The organism is Pseudorhodoferax soli, from assembly GCF_003337555.1.
GTDB classification, from domain to species: domain Bacteria; phylum Pseudomonadota; class Gammaproteobacteria; order Burkholderiales; family Burkholderiaceae_C; genus Pseudorhodoferax; species Pseudorhodoferax soli.
In genome coordinates, this window is record NZ_QPJK01000002.1 from 460,105 (window position 1) to 476,608 (window position 16,504).

At 68.0% G+C, this 16,504-nt stretch carries 16 protein-coding genes; 3 read left to right on the forward strand and 13 right to left on the reverse strand.

The genetic code is table 11. The features are described 5' to 3' along the window. The 11 genes from DES41_RS08860 to DES41_RS08910 form a co-directional block, all read right to left on the reverse strand. Window positions 1-867, reverse strand: coding sequence for a class I SAM-dependent methyltransferase (locus DES41_RS08860; RefSeq protein ID WP_114467267.1), 867 nt, complete (start codon window positions 865-867; stop codon window positions 1-3). Further along, complete coding sequence (locus tag DES41_RS08865) at window positions 864-1,424, reverse strand: DUF1415 domain-containing protein (RefSeq protein ID WP_245965629.1); 561 nt, start codon at window positions 1,422-1,424, stop codon at window positions 864-866. Before DES41_RS08865 ends, DES41_RS08860 begins: the two co-directional genes overlap by 4 nt. Window positions 1,425-1,432: 8 nt before the next feature. Then, window positions 1,433-2,599, reverse strand: coding sequence for a deoxyguanosinetriphosphate triphosphohydrolase (locus DES41_RS08870; RefSeq protein WP_114467269.1), 1,167 nt, complete (start codon window positions 2,597-2,599; stop codon window positions 1,433-1,435). Between the two features lie 3 nt (window positions 2,600-2,602). Then, window positions 2,603-3,721 carry a 3-dehydroquinate synthase gene (gene aroB, locus DES41_RS08875; protein ID WP_114467270.1) on the reverse strand — a complete coding sequence of 373 codons (1,119 nt, stop codon included), beginning with the start codon at window positions 3,719-3,721 and terminating at the stop codon, window positions 2,603-2,605. Window positions 3,722-3,748: 27 nt separating this feature from the next. Next, on the reverse strand, window positions 3,749-4,261 hold the full coding sequence (locus DES41_RS39005) for a shikimate kinase (RefSeq protein ID WP_114467271.1): 513 nt from the start codon (window positions 4,259-4,261) through the stop codon (window positions 3,749-3,751). A gap of 15 nt (window positions 4,262-4,276) precedes the next feature. After that, entirely contained in the window at window positions 4,277-5,995 is a 1,719-nt protein-coding gene (locus tag DES41_RS08885) for an Ig-like domain-containing protein (protein ID WP_245965630.1), read from the reverse strand. Window positions 5,996-6,167: 172 nt separating this feature from the next. Next, on the reverse strand, window positions 6,168-8,282 hold the full coding sequence (locus tag DES41_RS08890; protein ID WP_114467273.1) for a type IV pilus secretin PilQ: 2,115 nt from the start codon (window positions 8,280-8,282) through the stop codon (window positions 6,168-6,170). Further along, complete coding sequence (locus DES41_RS08895; RefSeq protein ID WP_114467274.1) at window positions 8,279-8,833, reverse strand: pilus assembly protein PilP; 555 nt, start codon at window positions 8,831-8,833, stop codon at window positions 8,279-8,281. The genes DES41_RS08890 and DES41_RS08895 overlap by 4 nt, the downstream gene beginning before the upstream one ends. Beyond that, entirely contained in the window at window positions 8,830-9,504 is a 675-nt protein-coding gene (locus DES41_RS08900) for a type IV pilus inner membrane component PilO (protein ID WP_114467275.1), read from the reverse strand. Before DES41_RS08900 ends, DES41_RS08895 begins: the two co-directional genes overlap by 4 nt. 13 nt (window positions 9,505-9,517) lie before the next feature. Continuing rightward, the gene (locus DES41_RS08905; protein WP_114467276.1) at window positions 9,518-10,138 is read right to left on the reverse strand and encodes a PilN domain-containing protein; all 621 of its coding nucleotides are present in this window, start codon (window positions 10,136-10,138) and stop codon (window positions 9,518-9,520) included. 73 nt (window positions 10,139-10,211) lie between these two features. Beyond that, on the reverse strand, window positions 10,212-11,270 hold the full coding sequence (locus DES41_RS08910; protein WP_425466344.1) for a pilus assembly protein PilM: 1,059 nt from the start codon (window positions 11,268-11,270) through the stop codon (window positions 10,212-10,214). A 282-nt stretch (window positions 11,271-11,552) separates the two neighbouring features. Here DES41_RS08910 and DES41_RS08915 point away from each other — a divergent pair, with 282 nt between their 5' ends. Next, window positions 11,553-13,949 carry a penicillin-binding protein 1A gene (locus tag DES41_RS08915; protein WP_114467278.1) on the forward strand — a complete coding sequence of 799 codons (2,397 nt, stop codon included), beginning with the start codon at window positions 11,553-11,555 and terminating at the stop codon, window positions 13,947-13,949. Here DES41_RS08915 and cyaY read toward each other — a convergent pair. Next, window positions 13,946-14,272, reverse strand: coding sequence for an iron donor protein CyaY (gene cyaY / locus DES41_RS08920; RefSeq protein ID WP_114467279.1), 327 nt, complete (start codon window positions 14,270-14,272; stop codon window positions 13,946-13,948). The two genes, DES41_RS08915 and cyaY, sit on opposite strands and share 4 nt — an antisense overlap. Before the next feature lie 19 nt (window positions 14,273-14,291). Between cyaY and lptM the strand changes: the two genes are divergently transcribed. Beyond that, window positions 14,292-14,513 (forward strand): LPS translocon maturation chaperone LptM, encoded by a 222-nt coding sequence (gene lptM / locus DES41_RS08925; RefSeq protein ID WP_170168112.1) that lies wholly within the window; start codon window positions 14,292-14,294, stop codon window positions 14,511-14,513. Between the two features lie 117 nt (window positions 14,514-14,630). Then, on the forward strand, window positions 14,631-15,920 hold the full coding sequence (lysA, locus tag DES41_RS08930; RefSeq protein WP_114467281.1) for a diaminopimelate decarboxylase: 1,290 nt from the start codon (window positions 14,631-14,633) through the stop codon (window positions 15,918-15,920). Here the strand turns inward: lysA and DES41_RS08935 are convergent. Continuing rightward, entirely contained in the window at window positions 15,859-16,503 is a 645-nt protein-coding gene (locus DES41_RS08935; protein WP_114467282.1) for a protein-methionine-sulfoxide reductase heme-binding subunit MsrQ, read from the reverse strand. The two genes, lysA and DES41_RS08935, sit on opposite strands and share 62 nt — an antisense overlap. Window position 16,504 lies beyond the last annotated feature (1 nt).

Below are 16,504 nucleotides of genomic sequence, written 5' to 3' on the forward strand. Positions count from 1 at the left end.
TTACGCAGGCAGCAGGTCGAAGCGGGTCTCGCGCAGCGCTTGCAGGCCGAATTCGTCCAGCAGCTGGCCCAGGCGCTCGGCTGCGCTGCGCTTGCCGCGGCCGGTCTTGCGCGCCACGATGAGTTCGTTCTTCAGGCTGTGCTCCCAACCCACGAGTTCGGTCACCGTGACCTGGTAGCCGCAGGCCTCCAGGTACAGGCAGCGCAGAACGTTGGTCAGCTGGCTGCCGATCTCGCGCGTGTGCAGCGGATGGCGCCAGAGCTCCGCCAGGGGCGTGCGTGCCAGCGCCAGCGCCTTGTGCTGGCGCAGGCTGGCCGCCACCTCGGCCTGGCAGCAAGGCACCAGCACCATGCTGGCGGCCTCCTTCTGCAAGCCGAAGCGGATCGCGTCGTCGGTGGCGGTGTCGCAGGCATGCAGGGCCGTGACGATGTCGATGCGCGGCGGCAGCTGCTTCGATGCACCCGCCTCGGCCACGCTGAGGTTCAGGAAGGACATGCGGCCGAAGCCCAGCCGCTCGGCCAGCAGTCGCGATTTGTCGACGAGTTCGGCGCGCGTCTCGACGCCGTAGACATGGCCGGGGCGCTGCGCGAACACCAGGTCGTAGAGCATGAAGCCCAGGTAGGACTTGCCCGCGCCGTGGTCGGCTAGGGTGATGGCGGCATCGGGCGCGAAGCCCTCGCGCATCTCGCGCTCGATGAACTGCACGAGGTGGTAGACCTGCTTGAGCTTGCGGCGCGAGTCCTGGTTGAGCTTGCCCTCGCGCGTGAGGATGTGCAGCTCTTTCAGCAGCTCGATGGACTGGCCGGGCCGCAGTTCAGAGGCCAGGGCCGCGGCCGGGTCGGCCGGTTCGGAAGCTCGGCGTTTCATGGGGATTCCTTGGTGGCGCCGACGCCGAGCGCGGCCCAGCCCTCGACACCCAGCCCCTCGAGCGTGGCCATGTTGCGCTCGAAGATCTCGGCGGCGTCAGGGAAGGCGGAGGTGGCGCGTTCCACGCTGTCTTCACGCAGCAGATGCAGCATGGGGTACGGCGCGCGGTTGCTGCAGTTGGTCACGTCGTCGGCTGCGGTGCCGGCGAACTGGTAGTCGGGGTGGAAGCTGGCGATCTGGAGCTCGCCGACGGCGTCGAGCGTGTCGAGCACGGCATCCGCCCGGTCCAGGAAATCGTTGAAGTCCAGGAAGTCGGGCAGCGCGTGCGGCAGCACCAGCAGCGTGGTGTCGCGCTGCTCGGCGTCCAGCGCGAGCAGCGCCTGGATTTCGTCGCGCAACACGGCCTCCACGGCGTCGTCGTCGCGCGCGTCGCTCACCGCCACGTGCAGCTGGCCCTTGGCCACCACACCCTTGGCGAAGGGGCACAGGTTCAGGCCGATCACGGCGCGTTCGAGCCAGCGCTGCGTGTCGGCGCGGACCAGGTCTTCAGACGGCATGGCGGCACTCATCCGAGCAGGCGCTGGCCGGTCAGGCGTTCGTGCTCGCGCGCGGCAAAGCGATCGGTCATGCCCGCGATGTAGTCGGCAACCACACGCGCCTGGCCCGCCATGCCCACGGCGGCGAAACGCTTGGTGGCCCGCTCGGCAAAGCCTCCGGCCATCTCGGCCGGCGCCTGCTGGTAGGCCGCGAACAGCTCCTGCACCACAGCCTTGGCGCGGCCCGTGACCTCGACCACCTGCGCATGCCGGTACAGGTTGGCCATCAGGAAACGCTTGAGTTGCTGCGAGGCCTCACGCATGGCGTCGCCGAAGCCGACCAGCGGCGCGCAGCGGCGTGCCGCATCGGCACTGCCCGGCTGCGCGCGCGCCAGCGCCGCACTGCTCGCATCGATCACGTCGTAGACCTGGGCACTCAGCATGCGGCGGATGCTCTCGTACAGCAGGCGGCGTCCGGCCAGCTGCGGGTGCTCGCGCAGCGTCGCGCGGCGGTAGTCGTCGAACAGCGGCACCTCTTCCAGCTGCGCCATGACCAGCAGGCCAGAACGCACGCCGTCGTCGATGTCGTGCGCGTTGTAGGCGATCTCGTCGGCCAGGTTGCACAGCTGCGCCTCCAGGCTGGGCTGAGTCCGCTCGAGGAAGCGCAGCCCCACGTCGCCCGGGCACTCGGCCTCCAGCCGCTCGGCATTGGCGCGCGAGCAGTGCTTGAGGATGCCCTCGCGCGTCTCGAACGACAGGTTCAGCCCGTCGTAGCGCGGGTAGCGCTCCTCGAGCTCATCCACCATGCGCAGGCTTTGCAGGTTGTGCTCGAAGCCGCCCCACGCACCCATGCAGGCGTTCAATGCGTCCTGCCCGGCATGGCCGAACGGCGTATGGCCCAGGTCGTGCGCGAGCGCGATGGCCTCGACCAGGTCTTCGTTGAGCTTCAGCGAACGCGCGATCGACCGGCCCAGCTGCGCCACCTCGAGCGAATGCGTGAGCCGCGTGCGGAATAGGTCGCCCTCGTGGTTCAGGAACACCTGGGTCTTGTAGACCAGGCGCCGGAACGCGGTGGAATGCACGATGCGGTCGCGGTCGCGCTGGTATTCGGTGCGCGTGGGCGCCGGCACCTCGGCATGCCGGCGGCCCCGGCTCGCAGCCGGGTCGCAGGCGTAGGGAGCCAGCACGCCCTGCATCGTTCAGGCGCAGGACGCGTCGATGACCTCGCGCACCAGCGCATCGGGTGCACCACGCACCACGGCACGGCCGATGCCGTCGATCAACACGAACTTGATCTCGCCGGCCTCGGCCTTCTTGTCCACGCGCATGAGTTCGAGATAGCGGCCGGCGTTGTCCCCGGCATCGAGGACGGGGCCAACGGTGGGCAGCCCGGCGCGTTCGATGAGGCGCGTCAGGCGCAGCACCGCGGCGTCGTCGATCAGGCCCAGGCGCTGCGACAGCCGTGCGGCCATCACCATGCCGCAGCCCACGCCCTCGCCGTGCAGCCAGGCGCCGTAGCCCATGCCCGCTTCGATGGCGTGGCCGAAGGTGTGGCCGAAGTTGAGGATGGCCCGCAGTCCGCCTTCGCGCTCGTCCTGGCCGACCACGTCGGCCTTGATCTCGCAGCTGCGCCGCACGGCGTGCGCCAGCGCGGCGGGGTCGCCGGCGCGCAGCGCATCGACGTTGGCCTCGATCCAGCCGAGGAAGGCGGCGTCGGCGATGGGGCCGTACTTGATGACCTCGGCGAGGCCCGCGCTGAGCTCGCGCGCGGGCAGGGTCTTGAGCAGGTCCAGATCGCACACCACCAACTGCGGCTGGTAGAACGCACCCACCATGTTCTTGCCCAGCGGATGGTTGATGGCGGTCTTGCCGCCGACCGAAGAATCCACCTGGGCCAGCAGCGTGGTGGGCACCTGCACGAAGGGCACGCCGCGCATGTAGCTTGCGGCTGCGAAGCCCGTGATGTCGCCCACCACGCCACCCCCGAGTGCGAACAGCACCGTCTTGCGGTCGCAGCCACGCGACAGCAGCGCGTCGAAGACCAGGTTCAGCGTTTCCCAGGTCTTGTAGGCCTCGCCATCGGGCAGCACCACGGTGTGCACGGCGCGGAAGCGCCCGGCCAGCGCCCGCTGCAAGCGCTGCACATAGAGGGGCGCGAGCAGGGTGTTGGTGACGATCAGTGCCGCTGCCGCCTTCGGCACGGCGGCGTAGGTCTCGGGCTGGTCGAACAGGCCCGCGCCGATGGCGATCGGATAGCTGCGCTCGCCCAGCGCGATCTGCACCTGGGCCGTGGGAGGGGCGGAAAGGGTGGCGTCCATGAGGGCGCCAAGTGTAAGCCGCGGCTCTCAGCCGCCCTGGCGCTGCACGATCTCGGCGATGGTGTTGACCAGCGCCGCCGTCGACGGCCGGCCGATCGTGATGACCTCGTGCGCGGTCTCGCGGTAGAGCGGGTCGCGCTGCGAAAACAGCTCACGCAAGCGGGTCTGCGGGTCCGCGACCTGCAGCAGGGGCCGCACCTGGTCGTGCCGCAAGCGGCGGTAGACCTCCTCCGGCGTGGCGAACAGGTAGAACACGCGGGTGTGCTCACGCAGGCAGGCACGGTTGGCCTCGCGCAGCACGGCACCACCGCCGGTGGCGATCACGGCCGGGCCGGTGGCTGCGATGTCGGCCAGCGCCTGCTGCTCGAAGTCGCGAAAGCCGACCTCGCCCTCGCGCTCAAAGTACTCGCGGATCGAGCAGCCGAGCTGGCGCTCGACCCACTGGTCGGCATCAACGAAGGGGAGTTGGAGTCGGCGCGCCAGTTGACGGCCGACGGTCGACTTGCCCGATCCGGGCAGGCCGATGAGTGCAATGTTCAAGGAAATCTATAAGAGTCAATTCGCCACAGTGCAGTCGAGAACTGTTCCAAACGGACTCCACTGACCTGCCGGCCCAGGAGTTTTACTGGTGAAGTCACCCGCCACGCCACCGGCCAAGTATGACAGCTTCGAGCTCGACTCCGTCCCCGCGACGCTCGCGCGCGCTGTGATCTCGAACTCCACCCACGGCGCATACTGCTCGCCGTACTCCACAGCGAAGCTTGCAAAACCGGTGTCGTCCGTGGTGACCGTTGCCACCGGAATCACCCCCGGCATCCCAGGCGTCAACCGACCATCGCGGTTGGTGTCTTCGTTTGGACCAAGAATGCCGTTCCGGTCGCGGTCTTCGTTGACACAACCTTGCACCCCTCGCGCCATGTTGTAGCCCCAAGCACCGTCATCCTCAGAGTAGCTCAGGTTTCCCTTGTAATAGACGGTCGGAAACACCGAAAGCACCACCGACTGGTTTCTGACCGCCGCGCCGTTGGCGTCCGTCACCCGCAAAGAGAACGGCTTGGAATAGACCGTCTCATCCTTGTTGGCGATCGTGTTACTCGTCGCGATGGCGATGAACAAGGCTTGGTTGCTCACGGTCAGCGCAGCAGTACTTTGCACGCTCGTTCCGGCAACGGTGGCACGGATCTGCACGCCATCCGCCGCCGTGGACAGTGGCCCGGAAATGAACGTGTCGCTGATAGTGCCGTTGGCATCGGTCGTTCCGGTACCAGTACCCAGCCGCCCACCGCTCGTATCGGTGACCAACGTGAAATTCACCGTCCGTCCCTTCACGGGATTCCCGGAAGCGTCACGCACGACCGCCTGCAGTTGCGCGCGGTTCGTCGACGAACCCGATGCGTTCGGTTGCACCGCACTCGGATTGATCTGCAGCACCACCGAATCGGGGGTCGCTGCGGTGAACAGCAGTGCAACGCTGGTCAGGGCGCCACCGCCCATCTGGGCCGTCACAGTCGCCGGTCCGGCCGTGGCAGATACCAGATTTACCGCAGCCTCGCCGTTGGCATCGGTCAGCACCGACGCTACGGACACGGTTCCCCGCGTCGTGCTGAAGTTGACAGTTTGCCCGGCCACACCGGCGCCCGCCGAACGGTATCGCACGCGAACCTCACGGCTGGAATTGACAAACACCTCCGTGCCCGCGCTCGGGCTGACCACGGCAAAGTCTTCGCCGCTCACCGCTACCGCAAGTGTGGTCGAAGCACCGCCGCCACTGACCGTCAGCACATCGTTGCCAGCGTTGTTGGCGACATAGTTGAACGTTGCGCTGCCGTTCACGTCGGTGGTCAAGCCAGTCGGGCTCACGTTGTTGCCGAGGCTGGAACTGACGGTCAGGGCGCTGCCGGAGATGGCATTGCCACCGCTGTCGCGCAGCGTTGCCGTGTATGTCGTCGTCCCTGCAACCAGAACGGAGCCGACACCCACAAGGGAAAGGGCGGTGCCGGTCACCGGCAAGACCACTGAGCCCGTAATGGTTCCAGCCGTGACTGTGACGCGGATATCGCGGTTTGCACGGTTCGCCCCCGTCGCCAGGGTAGCCGTGGCCGCCCCGTTGGCATCCGTTGTTGCAGCGACCGACTGCAAGACGCCGGAGTCGGCGACGAAAGACACGGCTGTATCGGCCATGCCGTTGTTTGCCGCATTCTTCACAAGCGCCGTGATCGTGACCGAATTCGCACTGGCGGATGCCAGCGTGGCCGCCGACGACAACACTTCCACACTGGCGACCGCAGGGGTCGGTGTAATGGTCCCGCCTCCGGAACTGCCGGTGGAGCTACCCCCACCCCCACAAGCCACCACCAATCCAGCCACGGCCACAGCCGCAAGGTATCGCATCCAACGCATAGCTCTTCCCTCTTGTGATTCTGTGTCTGCGCCGCAGGCCGGCGCCTCAGCGTCCCGCCATCCGGTCCGCGATCATCTTCGGCGTGATGAACACCAGCATCTCCGTCTTGTTGGAGGTGCGCGTGCGGCTCTTGAACAGGTTGCCCGCGATCGGGATGTCGCCCAGCAGCGGCACCTTGGTCACGTCATCGTTCTCGGTCAGCTCGAAGATGCCGCCGATCACCACCGTGCCGCCGTTCTCCACCAGCACCTGGGTCTTGATGTGCTTGGTGTTGATGGCAAAACCGGCCGAGGTGCTCTGGCCCACGCTGTCCTTGTTCACGTCCAGGTCCAGGATGATGTTGCCCTCGGGCGTGATCTGCGGCGTCACCTCCAGCTTGAGGTTGGCCTTGCGGAATGCGATCGAGGTCGCGCCGCTCGAGGTGGCGACCTGGTAGGGCAGCTCGGTGCCCTGCTCGATCAAGGCCTTGGTCTGGTCGGCCGTCACCACGCGCGGGCTGGACACCACCTTGCCCTTGCCGTCGGCCTCCATGGCAGACAGCTCCAGCGACAAGAAGCGGCCGACGCCCTCCTTGAAGATGGACACCGCAAAGGTCGCTGCGTCCGTCGCACTGCCCTGGGTCGTGGCGGGCAGGTTGACGAAGTTGCTGCTGGTGTTGATCGCGTTGCCGTTGGCAGCGGCGACGGCATTGCTGTAGCTGGTGCCCGCGACGATCCGGTTGCCGCCGCCCAGGCTGTAGCCGTTGCCGTTGCCGCCACCGAGCCGCACGCCGATGGACTTGCCGAAGGTGTCGGACGCTTCGACGATGCGCGCCTCGATCAGCACCTGGCGCACCGCCACGTCGAGCTTCTTGATCAGTTCGTTGACGGCCTCGAGCCGGCTCGCGACGTCGGTCACGAACAGCTGGTTGGTGCGCGGCTCGGGGATGGCCGTGCCGCGGCTGCTCAGAAAGCGGCTGTTGCCGGAGCTGCCGCTGCCGCCACCGCCCGCGTTGGTGATCTGCGTGGCGATGTCGGTGGCCCGCGCATAGTTCATCTGGAAGGACTGGGTGCGCAGCGGCTCCAGGTTCTCCAGCGCCGCGGCGGACTCCAGGTCCTTCTTCTTGCGCGCGTCGATCTCGTCCTTGGGCGCGATCCACAGCACGCTGCCGCTCTTCTCCATGCCCAGGCCCTTGGCGTCCATGATGATCTGCAGCGCCTGGTCCCAGGGCACGTCCTTGAGCCGCAGCGTCACCGCGCCGGTGACCGAATCGGAGGTCACCACGTTGAAGTTGGTGAAATCGGCGATCACCTGCAGCAAGGCGCGCACCTCGATGTTCTGGAAGTTCAGCGACAGCTTCTCGCCGCTGAAGCCCGGGCCCTGGCTCAGGCGGTTCGGGTCGACGCGCTGCGGCCGCACCTCGACCACGAACTGGCCTTCGCTCTGGTAGGCGCTGTGCTCCCAGTTGCCGCGCGGCTCGATGACCATGCGCACCCGGTCGCCCACCTGGAAGGTGGAAACGGTCTGCACCGGTGTGCCGAAGTCGGCCACGTCCAGCCGGCGCCGCAGTCCTTCGGGCAACGAGGAGTTGAGGAACTCCACCACCAGGCTCTGGCCTTGCTGGCGCACGTCCACGCCGACCTGGCTGTTGCCCAGGCCCACGACCACGCGGCCGGTGCTGTCGGTGCCGCGCCGGAAGTCCAGGTCGCGCAACGCCGCACGGCCCTGTGCCCCGGCATCGGGGAACACCGGGGCCGGGCTGGCCGGCAGTGCCGACGCCACGGGGTCGAGCACGATCAGCACCGAGTTGCCCTGCAGCAAGGCCTTGTACGAGGTGGCCTGCTTGAGGTTGAGCACCACACGGGAGCGATCGCCCACGCTGAGCACGCTGGCCGAGCGCAGGTTGCCCTGGTTGATGTCGATGGGCGTGCGCGGCATCGTGCTTGCCACGCCCGCGAAGTCCAGCGCGATGCGCGCCGGCGACTGGATGGCCACGCCGGCCGGCAGGGCTGCCGGGGCTTCGCTGAGGTCGATGCGCACGATCTCCGAGCCGTTCTGCACCGCGCCGCTGACCGACTGGATGGTCGGCACGGCCCAGGCGCCGCAGCAGGCCAGGGCCAGCCCGAGCGCTGCCATGCCTCGCGCCAGGATGCTGCGGGGACGGTGGTTGTGCTTGTTCATTTGACTTTCTCCTGCAGCTGCAGACTCGCCGCGCGCTCGATCCACTCGCCGCTGCCGTCCTGCACGATCTCGCGCAGGAGCACCTCCGCTTCGTCGATCTTGGTGACTTTCCCGTAGTTCTGGCCCAGGTGCTCGCCGACCCGGACCTGGTAGAGCAGGTTGTCCACGCGGACCAGCGCCACCGGCGCGCCGGCGCGGCGCAGGCTGCCGACCAGGGCCATGGCGTCCAGCGGATAGGCCTCCAGCGGCTCCTTGCGGCGTGCCAGCTCGGGGCCGATCAGGCCACTGTTGCTGGCCGTCGGCGCCGCATCCTGCCGCAGCACCGAGGCCAGCCGCTGCTGGCTGAACGGGTCGACGGACGCCTCCTGCGTGTAGGCCTGCGGCACGAACTGCTTGGGGGGCGACAGCGGCGTCACCTTGGTGCGTACCTGGCTGCGCCGCTCGGCCATCCACTGCTGCAGCTCGTCCTGGTCGTTGCCGGTGCAAGCGCCCAGCAACAGCACAGCGCACACCCAGGCCCCCAGCCCGGCCCAGCGCAGCAGCCGGCTCACTTGCCGCCCCCCTTGGCGGGGATCTTCTGGGCGGCGATCTCGTCGGCGTCCAGGTAGCGGAAGGTGCGCGCCGTGGCATCCATGGTCAGCGCGCCGTCGCGGGCGGGCACGATGCTGATGTTGTTCAAGGTCACGATGCGCGAGAGGTTGGCCACGTCGGCCGCGAAGGCGCCGACGTCGTGGAAGCGGCCCGTCACGCGCAAGGCGATCGGCAGTTCGGCGTAGTAGGGGCGCACCACGACCTGGCCCGGACGGAACAGGTCGAACTGCAGGCTGCGTCCCAGGCCGGCCTGGTTCACGTCGGACAGCAGTGCCGCCATCTCGGCCTTGCTGGGCAGCTGGCGCTCCAGCTGCGTCACGTACTGCTGGATCTGCTCGCGCTGCTTCTTGAGGGCGTCCAGGTTCACGGCCTTGACCAGGCGTGTCTCGTACGCCTGGCGCAGTTCCGTTTCCTTGCCCTGCTCGGCGATCAGGTCGTCTTCGAAGCTGCTGAGGTAAGCGAACCAGGCCACTGCCAGCACGGCGAGCGCCACGAAGGCCAGCAGCAGCGCGCGCGGCAGGGGCGGCCACTGGGAAGGATCGGACGGATGCAGGTTGCGGAACTGCCCGGCCATCCGAGCCTGCAGCGCAGCGACATCGAGGGAGCGGGCCTTCTTGGATTGGGTCGCCATGGCGCTCGCTTCTTCAGGGTTTCGCCACGGCCGGCGCCGAAGCCGCCTTGGCGGCCGCCTCGACCTCGCTAGCGCGCACCAGGCGCACACGCAGGTTGAAATTGGCCACGCGCCGGTTGTCGCGTGGGCTCAGGGCCACGTTGCCCGCGACGATCTCGGCCAGGTCCGGCCTGGACAGCCAGGGCGTGTTCTCGGCCAGGTTGCGGAGCAGCTCGGAGATGCGCTCGTTCGACTGGGCCACGCCCTGCAGCGTGACGGCCTGGTCGTCCTGCTTGAGGCTGGTGATGTAGACCCCGTCGGGCAGCTGCTTGACGAGCTCGTTGAGCAGGTGCACGGGCAGGTTGCGGTCGGCCTGCAGGTCTTCCACCGCCTTCTGGCGTGCCGTCAGCGCCGCGATCTCCTGCTCGATCGTGGCGATCTCCTTGATCTGCACGTCCAGTGTCCGGATCTGCGCCTGCAGGAACTGGTTGCGCTCCTGCTGGTTCTCGATGCGCGCCTGGAACCACAGGTAGATGGCGCCAGCCACCGCCAGGCCGACCAGGGCAGAGACGCCCAGCATGACCTGGAAGGCCTCCTTGCGGGCCTTGCGCGCCGCCTCGCGGTGAGGCAACAGGTTGATGCGCACCGTCGTCATGACTGCACCCTTCGGCCTGCGGCCTGTCCCGCCAGGCGGGAGCGAGCTTGCTTGGGGCGGCCCGGCGCGGCGCTCATGGGAACCTGCGCAGCGCCAGGCCGCAGGAGGTCAGGTAGGCGGGCGCCTCGCGGCCCATGCGCGCTGTGCGCACGTCCTTGCCCATCTCCATGCCGTCGAAGGGATTGGCGAGGTGGCACGGAAACGAGGAGTGCAGCGTGACGGCTTCCGTCAGCCCCGCCAGCGGCGCGGAGCCGCCGGCCAGCATCACGTGGTCCACCTTGTTGTGCGGAGTGCTCGTGAAGAAGAACTGCAGCGCTCGGCCGATTTCCTGGGAGAGCCCCTCGACGAACGGCGCCAGCACGCTGCTGGAATAGTCCGGCGGCAGCTCGCCGCTGCGCTTCTTCTGTTCGGCCTCCTCGGCCGAGAAGCCGTACTGGCGCACGATCATCTGGGTGAGCTGCGCGCCGCCGAAGGCCTGGTCGCGGTCGTACAGCACCTCGCCATCGCGCAGCACCTGCATGCTGGTGGTCATGGCGCCGATTTCGAACAGGGCCACGATCTGGCCAGCGCCTTCGTTCGGCAATTGCGCGACCAGCCGGCCGACGGCCAGCCGCGAAGCAAAGGACTCGATGTCCAGCACCACCGGGGTCAGGCCCGCCGCCTCGGCCAGGCCCTGGCGGTCCTGCACCTTCTCCTTGCGCGAGGCGGCGATCAGCACCTCCACGTCGCCGGAGCCACCGGCGCTCGGCCCGACCACGCAGAAATCCAGGCTCACTTCGTCGAGCGAGAACGGGATGTACTGGTTGGCCTCGGACTCGACCTGGAACTCCATCTCCTGCTCGGTCAAGCCGCCGGGCAGTGCGATCTTCTTGGTGATGACGGCCGAGGGCGGCAACGCCATGGCCACGTTCCTGGTGCGCGTGCCACTGCGCTTGACGAGACGGCGCAGGGCCTGCGCCACTTCGTCGAACTTCTCGATGTTGCCGTCGGTGATCCAGCCGCTCTCCAGCGGCTCGATGGCGCAGCGGGTCAGCAGCAGGCGCCCAGCGGGATCATGGTCCAGTTCCACCAGCTTGATGCTGGACGAACTGATGTCGATCCCCAGCAACGGGGCCGGTCTACGGCTGAACATCGTCCCCAAAGAGATCAATCAAGGCCCCTGAATTGCTCAGAAATCGCTACAAATGCTGACAAGCTTTATGGATGCTATCAGCAACAGTTTGGTGCGTGACCGCTTTGTGTACGCCGTTGCACATGCGACGTTGCCAAAAGCCGACGCCCGCGGACCGCAAGGTGCGCCGATTTGTAACAACCGCAGGGCGCGGGCCGTGGGCATGCATGCCGCAGCCCGCGGGCCGCAGGGCAAAATGACGGCCCGCGTCCGGCCCCGGCCGGCGCCATCCCGCGAGTCTCTATGCCTTCAAAGTCTTCCCCCGGCGACGCTCCCAAGGCCGCCCCCTCCACCCCGCGCGGCCCGTGGGCATGGGTCGGCCGCGTGCTGGTCTGGCTCGTGGGCATCGCTGCGGCGGGCGTCGCGGCCGTGGGCCTGATGGTGGCGATCGCCCTGGCAGTGGCCTACCCGAACCTGCCCGACATCTCCGACCTGGCCGACTACCGGCCCAAGCTGCCGTTGCGTGTGTACTCGGCCGACAACCTGCTCCTGGGCGAGTTCGGCGAAGAACGCCGCAACCTCATGCCGATCGCCGAGATCCCGAAGGTCATGAAAGACGCGGTGCTGGCCATCGAGGACGCCCGCTTCTACGAACACGGCGGCGTGGACTACAAGGGCGTGGCCCGTGCGGCGCTGGCCAACCTGGGCAGCTTCAAGAGCCAGGGCGCCTCCACCATCACCATGCAGGTGGCGCGCAACGTCTACCTCTCCTCCGAGAAGACCTACACGCGCAAGATCTACGAGATTTTGCTGACCTTCAAGCTGGAGCACCTGCTCTCCAAGGACAAGATCCTGGAGATCTACATGAACCAGATCTTCCTGGGCAACCGGGCCTATGGCTTCGCTGCGGCCTCGGAAACCTACTTCGGCCGCCCGCTCAAGGACATCACGGTCGCCCAGGCCGCCATGCTGGCCGGCCTGCCCAAGGCGCCTTCGGCCTACAACCCCATCAGCAACCCGAACCGCGCCCGTGTGCGCCAGCTCTACATCATCGACCGCATGCTGGAGAACGGCTTCATCACGGCCGCCCAGGCCCAGCAGGCCAAGACCGAGGAGCTGCGCATCCGCCCAGGCAACGAGGGCACGCGCGTGCACGGCGAGTTCGTCGCCGAGACGGTGCGCCAGCTGATGTACGCGCAATACGGCGACGCCACCTACACGCGCGGCCTGAACGTCTACACCACCCTCAGTTCCAGCGACCAGGTCGCCGCCTACAACGCACTGCGCCGCGGCATCATGGATTTCGAGCGCCGGCAGATCTACCGCGGCCCGGAGAAGTTCGTCACGCTGCCCGCTGGCGGCGCGGAACTGGAAGACGCCATCGACGACGTGCTGCTGGGCCATCCCGACAACGGCGACGTGCTGTCCGCCGTGGTGCTGGAGGCCACGCCCAAGCGCATCCTCGCGGTGCGCGGCAATGGCGACGAGGTCGAAATCACGGGCGACGGCCTGAAGCCCGCGCAGTCGGGCCTGGCCGCTGCGGCCCCGCCCAACATCAAGATCCGCCGCGGCGCCGTGATCCGTGCGGTCAAGACGCCCAAGAACACCTGGGAGATCACCCAGCTGCCCGAGGTCGAAGGCGCCTTCGTGGCCATGGACCCGCGCACTGGCGCCGTGCGCGCGCTGGTGGGCGGTTTCGATTTTCAGAAGAACAAGTTCAACCACGCCACCCAGGCCTGGCGCCAGCCGGGCTCCAGCTTCAAGCCCTTCATCTACTCGGCCGCGCTGGAGAAAGGCTTCACGCCGGCCACCGTGGTCAACGACGCGCCGCTGTTCTTCGATGCAGGCTTCACCGGCGGCCAGCCCTGGGAGCCCAAGAACTACGACGGCAAGTTTGACGGCCCGATGACCCTGCGCACGGGCCTCGCAAAGTCCAAGAACATGATCTCCATCCGCGTGCTGCAGGCCGTGGGCGCCAAGAACGCGCAGGACTGGATCACGCACTTCGGCTTCGAGGCCGAGCGCCACCCGGCCTACCTGACCATGGCGCTGGGTGCGGGCTCGGTCACCCCCATGCAGATGGTGGCGGCCTATTCGGTGTTCGCCAACGGCGGCTACCGCGTCAACCCCTGGCTGATCGCCAAGGTGACCGACCACAAGGGCCGCGCGCTGGTGGAGACCCAGGCGCCGGTGCTGGACGAGTCCATGCGCACCATCCCGGCGCGCAACGCCTTCCTGATGAACAGCCTGTTGAACGAGGTCACGCTGCGCGGCACGGCCGCGCGCGCGCAGGCCACGCTCAAGCGCCCGGACGTCTACGGCAAGACCGGCACCACCAACGATGCCATCGACGCCTGGTTCGCCGGCTACCAGCCCACGCTGGCGGCCGTCACCTGGATCGGCTACGACCAGCCGCGCAACCTGGGCTCACGCGAGACCGGCGGCGGCCTCTCTCTGCCGGTGTGGATCAATTTCATGGAGACGGCGCTCAAGGGCGTGCCGGTGGTTGCGCTGACCCCGCCGCCTGGCGTGGTGAACAGCGGTGGCGAGTGGTTCTACGAGGAATATGCCCACAACGCCGGCGTCAACAGCCTGGGCCTGGACGCGCCGCTGCCCAACAGCAACGGCAACGGCGGCACGGTGGCAGCGCCGCCGCCGGCCGAGGAACGCAACCGCATCCTCGACCTGTTCAGAAACTAGGAGAAGACGAGCGCCTGGCCCGCCTGGGCGCTCGCGTCGCGCGAGAGCTGGGCGAAGAACTCGGCGCCGCCCTTGGTGTCGCGCCACTGGCCATCGGCGAAGCGGTAGTGGTAGCCGCCGGATTGGGCGGCCAGCCAGACTTCGTGCAGCGGCTTTTGCAGGTTGACGACGATCTGGCTGCCATTGGGGAAGGCCAGCGTGACCATGCCGCCCACGCGCTGGTTGTCCAGGTCGGCATCGCTCTCGTCGTTGATGCGGTCGCAACTGGCTTCCACGGCCGCCAGGAGTTGCTCGGCAAGGTCCATGAATTCGGGGTCGGTCATAATTTTGCGGATGTCTTCTATGCCAAAGATTCTAGGTGCGGCCTTGCTGGCGCTGCTGGCTGCAGCATGCGGCCAGAAGGGCGATCTGTACTACGCCAAGGACCCTGCTGCGCGCAACCGGGCCTCGCTCGGTCAGGCCCTGCGCCCCTCGATGCCGGCTTCGGCCACCCCGGCGCCCGAAGCCCAGGAACTGCCTTCGCTGACGCCCGCGACCCAGCCCCTGCCGCTGCCCCGCAACTGAAGGCCGGTCGGCGCCAGCGCCGTTGAATTCCAGGCCTTGGCAGGCGCAGGCCTTGCTTTGCACATGGCTTGCCTGGCCGGGCCTGCATAACATCTTCCTCTTTTCGCTGCCCGCACCATGACCAACACGCCCCTGCCCGGCCATCCCCATGTCCACCAGCGCGACGGCGCGCTGCACACCGAAGGCGTGCGCCTGGCCGACCTGGCGGCCACGCACGGCACACCGCTCTTCGTCTACTCCAAGGCCGCGATGCTGGACGCGCTCGCGGCGTACCAGCGCGGCTTCGCCGGCCGGCGGGCGCAGATCTGCTATGCGATGAAGGCCAACTCCACGCTGGCCGTGCTGCAGCTGTTCGCGCGTGCGGGATGCGGCTTCGACATCGTCTCGGGCGGCGAACTGCAGCGCGTGCTGGCCGCCGGTGGCGACCCGGCCAAGGTGATCTTCTCGGGCGTGGGCAAGACCCGCGCCGAGATGCGCCAGGCGCTGGACCATGGCATTGCCTGCTTCAACGTGGAGAGTGCGGCCGAACTCGACGTGCTCGACGAGGTGGCACGTGCGCACGGCAGCCGCGCCCGCGTGAGCATCCGCGTGAACCCCGACGTGGACGCCAAGACCCACCCCTACATCTCCACCGGCCTGAAGGGCAACAAGTTCGGCGTGGCGCACGACGAGGCGTTGGCGCTGTACCGCCATGCAGCCCGCCTGGCAGGCCTGCAGGTGGTCGGCATCGATTGCCACATCGGATCGCAGATCACCGATGCCTCGCCCTACCTGGACGCGATGGACCGCGTGCTCGATCTGGTGGACGCGGTCGAGGCGGCTGGCATCCCCATCGCGCACATCGACTTCGGCGGCGGCCTGGGCATCGTCTACGGCGCACCTGGCGACGACGCGCCACCGGCGGCCGACGGCCTGTGGCAGCAGCTGCTGGCCAAGCTGGATGCACGCGGCTACGGCGACCGCCTGCTCATGATCGAGCCCGGCCGCTCGCTCGTCGGCAACGCCGGGTTGTGCCTGACGGAGGTGCTCTACCTCAAGCCCGGCACGCAGAAGAACTTCTGCATCGTCGACGCGGCCATGAACGACCTGCCGCGCCCGGCCATGTACCAGGCCTTCCACCAGATCGTGCCGCTGGCGCCGCGCGCCGATGCACCGGCCGTCTACGACGTGGTCGGCCCGGTCTGCGAGAGCGGCGACTGGCTGGGCCGCGACCGCAAGCTGGCGGTGCAGCCTGGCGACCACCTGGCCGTGCTCTCGGCCGGCGCCTACTGCATGAGCATGTCCAGCAACTACAACACGCGCGGCCGGGCGGCGGAGGTGCTGGTCGACGGCCAGGCCGCCCACCTCATCCGCGCGCGCGAGGACGCGCAGGCGCAGATGCGCGGCGAGTCGCTGCTGCCGGGCTGAAGCGACGCCACAGCCGCCAGCCCAGCAGCACGCCGAGGATGGCGGCATAGACCGCGACCTCGGCGAAGTCGTTCTTGCCCGAGCGCATCCAGAAGAAGTGCAGGATGCCCAGGCCGGCCACCAGGTAAACGGCCTTGTGCAGCGCCTGCCAGCGCCTGGCACCCATGGCCTTGATGGCACGGTTGAACGAGGTGGCGGCCAGCAGCGTCAGCAGCACCAGCCCCAGGAAACCGACCAGGATGAACGGCCGCTTGGCGATGTCGGCGGCGATGTCGGGCACGTCCAGGCCCATGTCGAACCAGGCGTAGCAGAGCAGGTGCAGCGCGCCGTAGAACCAGCAGAACACGCCCAGCATGCGCCGAAAGCGCGCAAGCGCCGGCCAGCCGGCCATCACACGCAATGGGCTGACCGCCAGCACGATGCACAGGAAGCGCAGCGTCCAGTCGCCGGTGGCACGGATCAGGTGCTCGGCCGGGTTGGCGCCCAGCGTGTTCGCAAAGGCCCCCCAGGTCAGCCAGGCGAACGGCAGCAGGCACAGCGCGAACACCACGGGCTTGGCGGCCGGGTGCAGCAGCAGCTTCACG

Excerpts from the sequence above, each read along its gene's own strand:
- DES41_RS08890 (WP_114467273.1), bottom strand. The coding sequence starts at position 8,282 with ATGAACAAGCACAACCACCGTCCCCGCAGCATCCTGGCGCGAGGCATG.
- DES41_RS08865 (WP_245965629.1), bottom strand. The coding sequence starts at position 1,424 with ATGCCGTCTGAAGACCTGGTCCGCGCCGACACGCAGCGCTGGCTCGAA.
- DES41_RS08915 (WP_114467278.1), top strand. The coding sequence starts at position 11,553 with ATGCCTTCAAAGTCTTCCCCCGGCGACGCTCCCAAGGCCGCCCCCTCC.
- DES41_RS08870 (WP_114467269.1), bottom strand. The coding sequence starts at position 2,599 with ATGCAGGGCGTGCTGGCTCCCTACGCCTGCGACCCGGCTGCGAGCCGG.
- DES41_RS08910 (WP_425466344.1), bottom strand. The coding sequence starts at position 11,270 with ATGTTCAGCCGTAGACCGGCCCCGTTGCTGGGGATCGACATCAGTTCG.
- aroB (WP_114467270.1), bottom strand. The coding sequence starts at position 3,721 with ATGGACGCCACCCTTTCCGCCCCTCCCACGGCCCAGGTGCAGATCGCG.
- DES41_RS08860 (WP_114467267.1), bottom strand. The coding sequence starts at position 867 with ATGAAACGCCGAGCTTCCGAACCGGCCGACCCGGCCGCGGCCCTGGCC.
- lysA (WP_114467281.1), top strand. The coding sequence starts at position 14,631 with ATGACCAACACGCCCCTGCCCGGCCATCCCCATGTCCACCAGCGCGAC.
- cyaY (WP_114467279.1), bottom strand. The coding sequence starts at position 14,272 with ATGACCGACCCCGAATTCATGGACCTTGCCGAGCAACTCCTGGCGGCC.
- DES41_RS08900 (WP_114467275.1), bottom strand. The coding sequence starts at position 9,504 with ATGGCGACCCAATCCAAGAAGGCCCGCTCCCTCGATGTCGCTGCGCTG.
- lptM (WP_170168112.1), top strand. The coding sequence starts at position 14,292 with ATGCCAAAGATTCTAGGTGCGGCCTTGCTGGCGCTGCTGGCTGCAGCA.
- DES41_RS08905 (WP_114467276.1), bottom strand. The coding sequence starts at position 10,138 with ATGACGACGGTGCGCATCAACCTGTTGCCTCACCGCGAGGCGGCGCGC.